Origin of the sequence: Chroococcus sp. FPU101, from assembly GCF_017312365.1 — a bacterium.
Classification (GTDB): Bacteria; Cyanobacteriota; Cyanobacteriia; order Cyanobacteriales; family Microcystaceae; genus Chroococcus.
Window position 1 is genome coordinate 35,206 of the sequence record NZ_BLJI01000002.1, and the last position, 12,401, is coordinate 47,606.

14 protein-coding genes are annotated in these 12,401 nt (G+C 38.6%); 6 read left to right on the forward strand and 8 right to left on the reverse strand.

Features of this window, described 5'->3' with window-relative positions:
* Positions 1 to 207: 207 nt before the first annotated feature.
* From CFPU101_RS02700 to CFPU101_RS02725, 6 genes are all read right to left on the reverse strand, one after another.
* Positions 208 to 1,875 (reverse strand): hypothetical protein, encoded by a 1,668-nt coding sequence (locus tag CFPU101_RS02700; protein WP_206813803.1) that lies wholly within the window; start codon positions 1,873 to 1,875, stop codon positions 208 to 210.
* A 5-nt stretch (positions 1,876 to 1,880) separates the two neighbouring features.
* Positions 1,881 to 2,054 carry a hypothetical protein gene (locus tag CFPU101_RS02705; protein WP_206813804.1) on the reverse strand — a complete coding sequence of 58 codons (174 nt, stop codon included), beginning with the start codon at positions 2,052 to 2,054 and terminating at the stop codon, positions 1,881 to 1,883.
* Between the two features lie 133 nt (positions 2,055 to 2,187).
* Positions 2,188 to 2,346: a hypothetical protein gene (locus CFPU101_RS02710; RefSeq protein ID WP_206813805.1), complete on the reverse strand. Its 159-nt coding sequence runs from the start codon at positions 2,344 to 2,346 to the stop codon at positions 2,188 to 2,190.
* 19 nt (positions 2,347 to 2,365) lie between these two features.
* The gene (locus CFPU101_RS02715) at positions 2,366 to 2,512 is read right to left on the reverse strand and encodes a hypothetical protein (protein WP_206813806.1); all 147 of its coding nucleotides are present in this window, start codon (positions 2,510 to 2,512) and stop codon (positions 2,366 to 2,368) included.
* Between the two features lie 40 nt (positions 2,513 to 2,552).
* A complete protein-coding gene (locus CFPU101_RS02720; RefSeq protein ID WP_206813807.1) occupies positions 2,553 to 2,732 on the reverse strand; it encodes a hypothetical protein in 180 nt (59 codons plus the stop codon).
* 62 nt (positions 2,733 to 2,794) lie between these two features.
* Positions 2,795 to 2,962, reverse strand: coding sequence for a DUF4278 domain-containing protein (locus tag CFPU101_RS02725; RefSeq protein WP_206813808.1), 168 nt, complete (start codon positions 2,960 to 2,962; stop codon positions 2,795 to 2,797).
* 226 nt (positions 2,963 to 3,188) lie between these two features.
* Here CFPU101_RS02725 and CFPU101_RS02730 point away from each other — a divergent pair, with 226 nt between their 5' ends.
* Positions 3,189 to 6,707, forward strand: coding sequence for a WD40 repeat domain-containing protein (locus tag CFPU101_RS02730; protein WP_206813809.1), 3,519 nt, complete (start codon positions 3,189 to 3,191; stop codon positions 6,705 to 6,707).
* Here CFPU101_RS02730 and CFPU101_RS02735 read toward each other — a convergent pair.
* Both CFPU101_RS02735 and CFPU101_RS02740 read right to left on the reverse strand, forming a co-directional pair.
* On the reverse strand, positions 6,690 to 7,325 hold the full coding sequence (locus CFPU101_RS02735; RefSeq protein WP_206813810.1) for a HEAT repeat domain-containing protein: 636 nt from the start codon (positions 7,323 to 7,325) through the stop codon (positions 6,690 to 6,692). The two genes, CFPU101_RS02730 and CFPU101_RS02735, sit on opposite strands and share 18 nt — an antisense overlap.
* 5 nt (positions 7,326 to 7,330) lie before the next feature.
* Positions 7,331 to 8,149 carry a HEAT repeat domain-containing protein gene (locus CFPU101_RS02740; RefSeq protein WP_206813811.1) on the reverse strand — a complete coding sequence of 273 codons (819 nt, stop codon included), beginning with the start codon at positions 8,147 to 8,149 and terminating at the stop codon, positions 7,331 to 7,333.
* A 150-nt stretch (positions 8,150 to 8,299) separates the two neighbouring features.
* Between CFPU101_RS02740 and CFPU101_RS02745 the strand changes: the two genes are divergently transcribed.
* Genes CFPU101_RS02745 through CFPU101_RS02765 form a run of 5 tightly spaced genes read left to right on the forward strand, consistent with a single transcriptional unit; the run spans position 8,300 to position 12,355 of the window.
* Positions 8,300 to 8,677, forward strand: coding sequence for a DUF3110 domain-containing protein (locus CFPU101_RS02745; protein ID WP_206813812.1), 378 nt, complete (start codon positions 8,300 to 8,302; stop codon positions 8,675 to 8,677).
* 7 nt (positions 8,678 to 8,684) lie between these two features.
* Entirely contained in the window at positions 8,685 to 9,602 is a 918-nt protein-coding gene (gene murQ, locus CFPU101_RS02750) for an N-acetylmuramic acid 6-phosphate etherase (protein ID WP_206813813.1), read from the forward strand.
* A 20-nt stretch (positions 9,603 to 9,622) separates the two neighbouring features.
* Positions 9,623 to 11,125, forward strand: coding sequence for a site-2 protease family protein (locus CFPU101_RS02755; RefSeq protein WP_206813814.1), 1,503 nt, complete (start codon positions 9,623 to 9,625; stop codon positions 11,123 to 11,125).
* A gap of 3 nt (positions 11,126 to 11,128) precedes the next feature.
* Positions 11,129 to 11,884: an ATP-binding cassette domain-containing protein gene (locus tag CFPU101_RS02760; protein ID WP_206813815.1), complete on the forward strand. Its 756-nt coding sequence runs from the start codon at positions 11,129 to 11,131 to the stop codon at positions 11,882 to 11,884.
* Between the two features lie 3 nt (positions 11,885 to 11,887).
* Entirely contained in the window at positions 11,888 to 12,355 is a 468-nt protein-coding gene (locus tag CFPU101_RS02765) for a GNAT family N-acetyltransferase (protein ID WP_206813816.1), read from the forward strand.
* Positions 12,356 to 12,401 lie beyond the last annotated feature (46 nt).

The window sequence follows — 12,401 nt, forward strand, 5'->3', positions numbered from 1 at the left end:
TTTTTATGTTTCTTAAAATTGAACAATTAAACTCATAACAGTAAAATCGCATACTTAAAAAACTTTCTGCATCATCCCCAAGTTTTAGATAAGGTGTAGACAAAAGGAGTAGATAGAGGAAAAAGGGATAGATAGCCATCATGTTGTGAGCTAAACTATCCCTATCGGAGCTACAAGATTAAATTACTGTTAAAGTTATACTATTTTCTAAAAACGTGCCGCAGTGAGGGTAATATCGGCATAAGCCCAAGCTTTTTCCAGACGAGATTGAATGGTTTGGGCTTCTGTTGTTTTGCCTTGTGCTGCTAGACTTTCAGAGAGTCCGTAGAGTGACCAACCATTCTCAGGATAGATTTTTAATTCTTCACGGAACGTTTTTTCTGCTTCTATCGGTTGGTTTGCTTCGAGTAATACAGATCCAAGTAACTGTCTGGTGGGATGATACCAATCTTGAGGTTCAGTATAGATGAAAGAATCTTCGATTTGAACGGCTTGTTGAAGATGTGTAATTGCAGTATGATAATCATGCTGTTTGGCTGCAATTTTAGCAGTTAGTACCTCAGTCGCAATACTCAGAACTTTAGCCGTTGCATTAAAACCCCAGATTTTCAGTTCTGTCAAAGCGGGTAAAGATGCGATCGCCTCTAGGCTATTTAATTCCTGTTGCGCTTGTAATAGTTTACCTTGGGATGCAAAAGCCATTCCTCTCGCATAGTGCCATACACCTGTAGGATATTCTAAATCTGATGCGGGGGCTTTAGTGGATAAGATTTTATCCCATAGCCCAAAACGAACATAAGTGTAAAGCGGGATGCTGTAATAATGTTGTAGAGAAGCGGCTAGAGTTGGATCACGCATCAATTCAGGATTAACTTTAGCGGTATGTAAAGCTGCATCAAGAGCAATTTGACTTTGACCACTCATCAGGGCAGCAAACCAGAGAAAATGTTGATTATGGGGCATATAAGCTAAAGGATAGATCCCTTGCAGATGACATCCCGCAAGATAGTTTTGATCGGCGATAATTGCATTCTGGTTAGCGACGACTGCATCCTGATAGCGTCCGACTCTGATGTAAATGTGAGAGGCCATATGTACTAGATGACCCGCATCTGGAGCAAAATTGAGTAGGCGATCGGCTGATTTTTCAGCTAATTGGGGTTTTTCAGCTTCTACAGCGTGAATATAGAGGTGATTCGCGCCTGGATGATTTGGATCGCGTTGCAGGATTGATTCTAATGTCGATATGATTTCAACTGCTTCGGGTTTAGGTTCGCCGTTCTCTTGCCAATAGTCCCAAGGTGTGGTATCCATTAAAGCTTCTGCGTAAATAGTCGCGGCATCGAGATCATCAGGATAGCTTTGAGAAACTTGTTGCATCGCCTTCGCAAAAGCGAGATCATGGGATTTACGGTCTTCAATTGGTTCAGCCGTATAACGTAAAGATAGCGCATTAATATAGGCTTTTTCTTTTGCCGACGCATATTGACTCAATTCTTGGGCTTTTTGGATGGCTTGCCATGCTTGACTAGCCGCAGTTTCATCCATTGGTACGTTAATATTTGGCCCTGAAACAAAAGCAATTCCCCAATAACAAATAGCACATTTAGGATCGAGTTTTGCAGCTTCAGTAAAAGCACGGGCAGCTTCAGCATGATTAAATCCATAAGCGAGGATTAATCCTTGATCGAAGTATTTTTGAGCCTGTTCAGAAGTAGATGAAATCGGATGATGATGATTACCTAGTTTTTGAAATAATGGTGCATTGGTATGATTAGTATGAGATTGGCTGTGATTTTCGGCTTTTAGATAATGATTGACTCCAGATAAACTGAGCGTTAGTAATAAAGTGATTATAAATAGTTTGCGATACATTTGTTTTACCTCTCTTGCTGCATTCTTTCTAAAAGTATTTTTCCGTGTTGAATTTCTGTAATATGATTTGAATAATCGGTGCTAACCATCCGAACTAAAAGACCTAAAGTAATGATACTGATACACAAAGTGATATGATTAGCAATATTTAAAAGGATATCTTTATCAAGTTTTAACATAGCTGGCCTCTGGGATGACAGGATAGAGAATTCAAGAAAAGTAGAGAGGGAAAATTAAATTAGAAGCGAGGGACGTTAGATAACTCATACAGTCTTGAATTCTATCTTTGGGGTCATCTATAGCTATCTAAATTTAATCTGGTGATTTTACCCATGTGCAAATCAGTTTAGAGTTTTCGTCTAATGTCCATTGCATCATTAAGCGAGGAGTGGTAATTTGTTCTTGGGTAGGATTCACAAGAGTTTTTTCTGAGTCTTGAATCGGTGGTGTTAGCAGAATAGGAGGTACCATTTTAGTTTGCTCCAATTGATTAAGTTTGTAAAATAAGATTGAGTTGATGTTGACTAGAATTTGTCCATTGTAGGGATAACTGATAAACTCTGATTTTGGGTTGAGTTTCGGTTATTGTTTTGGGTTGATTATTAGAGCTTTTTTGCTCTTGGTTTAAATTAAACATCAGAATTTCTCCTTGCTAGTGATGACCAAAAAGATTGATTTTATGTTTGCCAACGCCAGTTAATCACTTTAGGCTGTTGATAAGTCATTTTAGGTAAATTATTGTCTTCATATTTTTCCCCAGCAACTCGATAACGCCAGTTGATTGTATGAGGTTTTTCATAAGCGATGACTTGACGAGAGTGATAAGGAAAAGTTTGACCACGATAGATAAGTTCCATTGTTTTTGAATCCTGTAATTTATTTGAAAGTTGATGGAGAGAATTGGTTAGTGATTGTTCTATTAAATCGTGTAAGCAATACCGCGATATTTTAGATTTTTAGGGGTTAAAGACTGAGTAGCGAGAGAACTAATTTGATATGGAACACCGCGAAATTTAAGGATTTTATTAATTGAGAAAGCAGGATAAGATTGAGCATGATAAAATTGACCACGATAAGAAAGAAACATTGTTTTGACCTCGTTAATTAAGAAATTGAATTCCGTTTTTCTGGAGTTGATTGATTTATTTTGTTATCTTTAATATCGCGTCTATTCCTCATTCACACCAGGATTTTTAGGCATCTTCACAGGCAATTTAAGAAATTTCTCAAAAGTATTGATTTAGCTTGATGGAACCATGTAACATATCTTCGCTACAATGGCTTAAAATGCCTAAAATACCTAAAAGTGATCTGTGAATGAATCCAAACAACAACGACAACGAGGAGTCATTCCCACTCCTCAAGGTCTAAAGAAGCTACAAGATGCAATTCTCGTTCTAGAAAAAGAGGATGCTTTTGAGTATCGTTTTACTCAAGAACGTATTAGCGAACATACAGGGTTAGCAATACGAACCATTCGCAAAGTTTTTAACCGTGAGGGGATGGTTAGTATCAGTACCCTACAAACTCTGTTTAGTGCATTTAATTTAGAATTGGTCAAGAGTGACTACACAAAACCGATAAAAGAAGATGTTATAGTCAGTCCTTTACCTATTACCCATCAAAATCGGATAGATTGGGGAGAAGCGATCGATGTTTCGATGTTCAAAGGTCGCAGTGCAGAACTTGAAACGCTACAAGATTGGATTATTAAGGATAAATCTCGCTTAGTTCTCTTGCTTGGAATGGGGGGAATTGGTAAAACTGCTTTATCGGTTAAACTTGCACAAGAATTAGCTGATCAGTTTGAGTGTATTATATGGCGATCGCTACGGAATGCGCCAGCCTTACCGATACTAATTAGTGAATTAGTCGAGTGTTTATCGGAACATCAAGAAAAAGCGGGTGATATTCGTCAGTTAATTTCATACTTGCGATCAATGCGTTGTTTAATTATTCTCGATAATCTCGAAACATTGCTACAACCCCAAGGAACTGCAGGACAATATCGCAAGGGTTATGAGGAATACGGCACATTATTACAATCTGTTGCAGAGATTGGACATTCTAGTTGTCTTGTGCTTACCAGTCGTGAAAAACCCTCGGAAATTGCAGCATTAGAAGGATCAGAGTTTGGAGTACATACACTGATTCTAAAAGGTTGTCCCGAAGCAGCAGAAACCTTATTATCAGCAAGTGGGTTAGTCGGAACCCCGCAGCAAAAACAAACCCTTGCTAATGAGTACGGAAATAGTCCTCTAGCTGTCAAAATTGTCGCAAATTCGATTAAAGATCTATTTGATGGGGATATTGCCGCCTTTTTAGAACAAAATACCACTGTTATTAATAATATTCGCTATTTATTAGCCCAACAATTTGAGCGTCTCTCTCCACTAGAACAAACGATCTCTTATTGGTTAGCGATTAACCGAGATTGGACATCGATTACGACTTTGATTGAAGATATTACACCACCTGTTATCCGTACTGAATTATTATCCGCGTTAGAGTCCCTTAATTGGCGATCGTTTTTGGAACATCAAACGAGTCGTTACACACAGCAACCCGTCGTCATGGAATATGTCACCGAACGTTTATTAGAACAAGCGATTGTAGAATTGACACAACATCATCTGAAGCTTTTAAAAAATCATTCTCTTTATAAGGCACTCATCAGCGACACAATTAGAGACATTCAACAACAATTAATCATTGTTCCTCTCATTCAAGAATTACTAAACCATTTTGGACAAACGAATACAGTACAAGCGTATTTAATTCAACTTTTACAGGAATTGCGTCAATCTAAGGAAATCAATTACTTAGCGGGAAATTTACTAAATCTTCTGTGTTATCTTAAAACCGATCTCAGTGATTTTGATTTATCGGGTCTGACGATTTGGCAAGCTGATTTTAGAGATATTTCTTTACAAAGAGTCAACTTTACTGAGACTAATTTAGCTAAATCGATTTTTTCTCAGACTTTTGGTACTGTATATGCGATCGCATTTAATCCCAATCATCAACAATTAGCGACAGGACACGCAGACGGTACAATACGAATTTGGCAAATCACGACAGGACAATTATTAATCAATCTTAAAGGTCATCAAAGTTCAGTTTGGACACTTGCTTTTAGTCCGACTGGAGATATTTTAGCCAGTGGAAGTTTTGACCAAACAATTAAACTTTGGAACCTTGCACTCTTTACAGAATATTGTACTCTGTATGGTCATGAAGATTGGGTAACTGAAGTCGCTTTTAGTAGTGATGGACAACTTTTAGCCAGTTGTAGCAATGATCAAACAATAAAAATCTGGAATAGTCAAACAGGAAAAGAAATACAAACGTTCTATGGTCATACGGCCCCAGTTACGGCAATTACTTTTCATCCCCAAAATGATTATTTAGTGAGTGGAAGTGAAGATCTTACTCTTAGATTTTGGAATTTGAGTACAGGTGAATGCCTAAAAATCCTAGACGGTCATACTACCGCGATTTCTTCCGTCAAATTTAGTACCGATGGCGAGATTTTAGCTAGTAGCGAGGAACAACGGATCAAACTTTGGACAGTGACAAACGGGGAATGTATTCAAACGATAGAAGATTTAACCTTAGTTTGGTCTGTTGCTTTTAGTCCTGATGGGCAACTTTTAGCAGGAAGTGATGGACAAACTTTAAGACTATGGGATATCAAAACGGGAAAATGTTGTCAAATTCTTTCTGGATATACTAGCCAAATTTGGTCGGTCGCATTTAGTCCCAATGGTCAACTTTTAGCCGCAAGCGATAATGAACAAGTAGGATTATGGAATGTTCAAACGGGAGAACGTTTAAGATATTGGCATGGTTATACAGCTTGTGTCGAGTCTTATTGGTCATTAGCCTTTGATTCAACGGGTCAACGTTTAGTCAGTGGGGACGCAGCAGGAAAAGTGAGAATATGGGATCTCACGACTGGAGACTGTCTAAAAACCTTTCATCAACCTAAAAAAACAGTTCATACCGTCGCTTTTAGTCCCGATGGTCAAAAAATAGCCGCAAGTGGTGAAGATAAAAATATCTGGTTATGGAATCTTGAACAAGGAACCATAAATCAATCTTTTTTAGGACATACCGAAACAGTGTGGACGCTTGCTTTTAGTCCAGATAATCAATATCTTGCTAGTGGAAGTGCCGACCATACAATTAAACTCTGGGATCTCAGAACGGGTCGCTGTTTGAAAAATTTAATCGGACATCTGGATCGCATTCTATCGGTCAATTTTAGTCCAAATGGCCAATATCTTGCTAGTGGAAGTGCCGACCATACGATTAAACTCTGGGATCTCAAAACGGGAAACTGTTTACAAACTCTAGAAAGTCATCAAGATTGGGTTTGGTGTGTTGTTTTTAGTCCTGATGGCACAAAAATCGCTAGTGGAAGTGGCGATCGTACTATTAAACTATGGGATATTGAGAAAGGATGTTTAGCAACTCTATCGGATCATACTAAATTGGTTTGGTCAGTTCGTTTTAGTCTTGATGGCCAAAAGTTACTCAGTGGGAGTGCGGATCAAAGTGCTAAACTGTGGGATCTAAAAACCTTACAATGTCTACAAACGTTTCAGGGTCAGACGGATTTTATGTGGGTTTTTCACTATGCTAAGCATGAAGAGATTTTAGTTAGTGGGAGTACAGGGGAAGTGATTCAAGTTTGGAACTTCCAGACGGGAGAATGTCTGAATACACTGCGTCGTCCCCAACTTTATCAAGATATGATTCTTGCTAGAACGTCTGGTTTGTCTCCCGCAACTTTGTTTAATTTACAAGCATTAGGAGCTAAAATTTAAAACACTCTCTGCTAACTGAATACGGGCGCAAATCACCTGTTCTGTTTCAGATCCTTTCATTTCCTGAAATCGCTCAAAAATTTTATCTAGTTCAAATGTACCCTTTGTTGAAACGGCAAAATTCTCTAACCCAACTACCGCAGCATAACGTACCACCCATTCAGGATCATGAGAGACTTTAATTAAAGCATTTAAGACTTCTTCTTGTGCGGTTTGAGCATCTTCACCAGATATTTTATCCCAACGAATGCTCCCTAACCCTTTAGCAGCAGCACGACGGACACTGAGGGAAAAATCATTCAATGCTGCATCTAAAAGTAATTCTAATGCACGAGGATCACCAATTCCCGCTAAAGCACGAGTCGCCCATGCTCTTGCCCCATAATTATAACCATCCACTTGTTCTAGGATAGGAGAAACCGCAATCTCTCCTATCTCGATTAACCCATCCACAGCAGCAACGGCAGCCCCAGGGTTATTGTATTTTAGAACCTCGATTAATGTCGGAATCGCTGCTTGGTGACGAACCGCACAGAGGGCTTTTACTGCATCGAGTAAACCCTCCGACGTATCTGCTTTTTCGACTGCTTGAATCAATTCTGTAACGTGATTTTCCATTGTTTTCATAGTAGTCCGTCCATCAGTCCCATCACGTGTTTACTTTCATCAGATAAAACATTATTGTGATCTTTAAGATGATTTTCGAGTAATCCTTTGAGGGCGATCAGTTTTAAACTATTTTCAGCCAAAGTATTATAAATCGGTTCAGCCGCACTTAAATAGCCGATCGCACCTAAATCCATTAAAGCAGAACGGCGTAACTGTAAGTCTTTTCCGTCTAAGGCTTGAATTAAGCGATCGCCATAAATATTTTGACCTGTCAGTTGATACAACGCCCGCGCCGCAGCATATTGTACCTTCTCTGTAGAATGGCCTAGAAATGGTTCTATTAATAAAATGCTGTTTTTTACTCCAAGTGTCCCCAACGCTTCTAAAATCGCTTCATAGGGTTGTCTCAAATGAGGTTTACCTACCACCTGCACTGCTGCTTCTACCCCGCCATCTAGTAAATCGATTAAGGCTGGAATCGCTCTTTGATCCCCAATCATTTCGAGGGCTTGGGCGGCAGATTCTCTGACATAATAATCTTCACAAGTTAAACAGTCGATTAGTGCTGGAACGGCGGTGGTTGCTTCGAGTTTACCTAATGCGGTGGCTGCATTGCGTCGGAGTGGATAACCCCCATCGGGTGTACGATCGGTATCATCGGTTAATGCTTCCATTAATAGGTTCATTGCTTTGGGTTCAGAAACGCGAAACCGTCCTAACCACCAAGCAGCATAATAGCGTAAACCTAAATCCTCTTTTTGTTGTAAGTTCGTCAAAGCTTGTTCGACAGTGAGCGATGGGCTATTTGACTCGTATTCGGGAAAATCTGACATTAGAATTTAAGATTTATAAAAATTCTGTTTTAGTGTAGAGGGAAATATTTGACCTGTGATCTATTATATGACAAGCTTCCACACAGATTCGCGTTGATGGACTTAATCTAGTACAGTAGATAAAAAATCCTTTTATTGAAATTAATTTCTATGCGCGTATACGTCTTATTGTTTAATGCCCGAACGGAAAACGAGGGAATTCATACGGTGCAGGTGGGTTCACAAAATAAAGTTTTAATGTTTGAATCCGAAGATGATGCCACCCGTTACGCTTTGTTATTAGAAGCACAGGATTTTCCCTCTCCAACTGTTGAAGCGGTGGACTCTGAAGAAATTGAAGAATTTTGTCGAGAGGCAAATTACGAATCAGAACTAATTAAAGATGGTATGTTGGCGATTCCACCAGATCAAAATGTTGTTAGTCCAGATTGGACAGAAGAAGGGGAACCAATGGAGGTTGAATCAGAGTCGGAAATGACTGAATCAGAACTTGATCGCATTCGTCGTCAACTCGAAGGATTAGTCTAAAATATCGATGGAAACACTCGAAAATAGAGGATATCTCCTCACCGAACAAGTTAACCCCAATAGCCAAAATCTTGATGAACTAACAACCCTGGAATTAGTTGATCTATTTAATCAAGAAGATATTCAAACTTTAAAAGCGATTTCTTCTGCTCGTCAAGAACTTGCCCAAGCCATTGATCTCACGAGTGAATCACTCTTTAAAGGTGGTAGGCTCTTTTATATTGGTGCGGGAACCAGTGGACGATTAGGAGTACTCGATGCTGCCGAATGTCCGCCCACCTTTTGTACGCCACCCGAATTAGTACAGGGAATTATCGCAGGTGGTACATCTGCACTGGTTAAAAGTTCCGAAGACTTAGAAGATAAACCAGAAGATGGCGCGGCAGTGATGGCACAAAGAAATATTACAGTCGTTGATGTCGTAGTGGGAATTACGGCAGGTGGCACAACCCCTTATGTACACGGGGCATTAGCTGAAGCCAAACGTCGAGGCGCAACGACGATTTCTATCAGTTGTGTTCCATCTGAACAGGTGAAGATTATTGCTGATGTCGATATCCGCTTACTCACAGGGCCAGAAATTTTAGCAGGTTCGACTCGTCTCAAAGCAGGGACAGTAACCAAAATGGCACTGAATATTTTATCGACTGGCACAATGGTTAAACTGGGGAAAGTCTACGGTAATCGCATGATCGATGTTGCTGTAACAAATCGTAAACTACACGATCGCGCTTTACGCATGATCCAAGATTTAACCGAATTAAATCGAGATGAAGCAGGATTATTACTAGAGAAAAGTGGCAGGCGCGTTAAACTAGCTTTATTAATGCACTGGAGTGGTTTAGAAGGAGAAATGTGCGATCGTTTACTCAATGATCATCAAGGTAACTTGCGTTCTGCCCTTTTAGCCAGTCATAAACTTTAAAATTCATTATTTTTAAACGAATGTTAAACGCCTCCGAAACGACTGCTATTGTTCTAATTCTTTTACTTGCCCTAGGGATCTTGATCTGGGGCTACAATCGCTCTAGAGTTTATGGCAAGTTGGGTCTACTAGCGTGGTTACAATCTGTTATTTTAATGGCTCCTTGGCTACTCTTTTTTGGACTCTTTGCGGCAGGAATTTATTTGAATCTTGCAGGGATTCTTTTATTGCTGATTCTCAGTACGATCGTTTATATTTATCTGGGAAAACGTTTACGGGCTGCTGGACAAGATACCATCCTTAGAGAACGTGCCGCACAACGCATCCAAAGCGAACAGCTAGAAAATCATACCAATAATTTTAAAGCAACACCCAACGTTGATGGTAAAGTTATTCCCGACGTTTTACCCATCCCCGAAGAAGATTTAAAAACTATTAAAAGTATTTTTGGGATTGATACCTTTTTTGCAACAGAAACCATTCCCTATCAAGAGGGAGCAATTTTTAGAGGAAATTTACGCGGGGAAACAGAAGAAAGTTTTAATCGTCTTTCAGAAAAATTAAAAGAGCATTTTGGTGAGAAATATCGTCTTTTTTTAGTCGAAGGTGTCGAAAATAAACCCGTAGTGATTATTCTCCCTAGTACAAATGACCCGCAGCCCACTACCACAGCGCAAAAATATATTGCAATCATTCTCTTTGTCGCAACCATTCTCACCAGTTTAGAAGCAGCAGGATTATTATTAGGATTTGATATTTTTTCTAATTGGGGACGTGCTATCGAAACTATTCCCATGTCTTTAGGACTTTGGGCTGTTTTAGGGGCGCATGAAATGGGACATCGTTTTCTAGCCAATCGTTATAATATTCGTTTAAGTCTGCCCTTTTTCCTCCCTACTTGGCAAATCGGATCTTTTGGTGCAATTACTCGTTTTGAATCTTTAGTCCCCCACAGAACAGCCTTATTTGATGTCGCATTTGCAGGCCCAGCATTAGGGGGTTTAGTATCGCTTATTTTATTAATTATCGGTCTTACATTATCTCATACTGGAAGCCTTTTTCAAATCCCTAGTCAGTTTTTCCAAAGTTCGATTTTAGTCGGTTCACTAGCAAGAGTTGTGTTAGGTGATGAATTACAAAAAACCATTGTTGATATTAATCCTTTAACAATTGTCGGATGGCTAGGATTAGTGATTACTGCCCTAAATCTTTTGCCCGCAGGTCAACTTGATGGGGGTAGAATTGTACAGGCTATTTATGGTCGTAAAGTAGCGCGTCGTACCACAATTATTACTCTAGTGATTTTAGGGGTTATTGCTATTATTAACCCGATTAATCCGATTCCTTTGTATTGGACAATTTTAATTCTTTTCTTACAAAGAGAATTAGAACGACCTAGCTTAAATGAAATTTCTGAACCCGATGATACCCGTGCAGCTTGGGGTTTACTTGCTCTATTTTTGATGTTAGCGACTCTCATTCCTTTAAGTCCTTCTTTAGCGGGACAATTGGGGATTGGTTAGAGAATGAATGATAATTTTATCCTAGAACTTAAACAAGTTGGTTTAACCGCTTCAATCGGTTTGGATTATTTGTTAAGAGATATTTCGTTTAAAGTGGATAGAGGCGATCGTATTGCAATTATTGGTTCATCAGGTGCAGGAAAAACGACTCTTTTACGTCTGCTTAATCGCTTAATTGAACCCACAGAAGGAAGAATATTTTATAATCATCAACCGATTCAAAAAATACCCGTTATTTCTCTTCGTCAACAAATCGTTTTAGTTCCCCAAGAACCGAAATTATTAGGAATGACCGTTCAAGAATCCTTAGCTTATCCATTAGTTTTACAAAAACGTTCTCAGCAAGAAATATCAGATAAAATGAATACTTGGCTGAATCGTTTATTAATACCTTTTGAATGGTTAGAACGCAATGAATTGCAACTTTCTTTAGGACAACGCCAAATTATTTCGATTGCGCGGGGTTTAATGATGCAACCGCAAATTTTATTACTTGATGAACCCACCTCAGCATTAGATCTCGGAATAGCCAATCATTTAATCGATATTTTAAAAGAATTGACTGAAAATAAAGTGATGTCGATTTTAATGGTCAATCATCAATTAGAAATTACTAAACAATTCGCGTCAAAAGTCTTTTATCTCGAACAAGGTAAATTAGAAGCTACAATGAGTCATCCTGAAATTAATTGGCAAGAAATAAAAGAAAAACTAATTCAAACTCAACAAAATAAACTAGATGAATGGGGAGAAATATAATACATGAATATTCGCCCTGCTAATCCGAATGACGTAACATTAATTTACTCATTTATCAAAAAGAAGGCAGAATTTGACAGAAATATTGGTGCTTTTCAAGGGGTTTTAGAAGTTACAGAAGAAAAAATACAGAAAACACTTTTTGGGAATATTCCTTTTTCTTATGTTCTATTTGTGGAAAACGCAGGTAATGAAATTGGCTTTGCTTTGTACAACTTTCGCTATTCTTCTTTCTCTGGACAACCGAGTATTTGGATTGATGATTTATATGTAGATGAATCTCAAAGAAGTCAAGGTGCAGGTTTAATTTTAATGAATAAACTAGCTCAAATTGCTTCAAGAACAGATTGTACTCATCTTGCTTGGAATGCTGATGTTAGAAATATTCGCGGCTTAAACTTCTATAATAAAATCGGTGCAAAAATAAATAAACAAGAAGAAAATCGCTGTTTTTTAACATGGTTGCCTTGAGACTAATTTAGAAATTTGCTATTATTTATATAATATTTTTGATTAT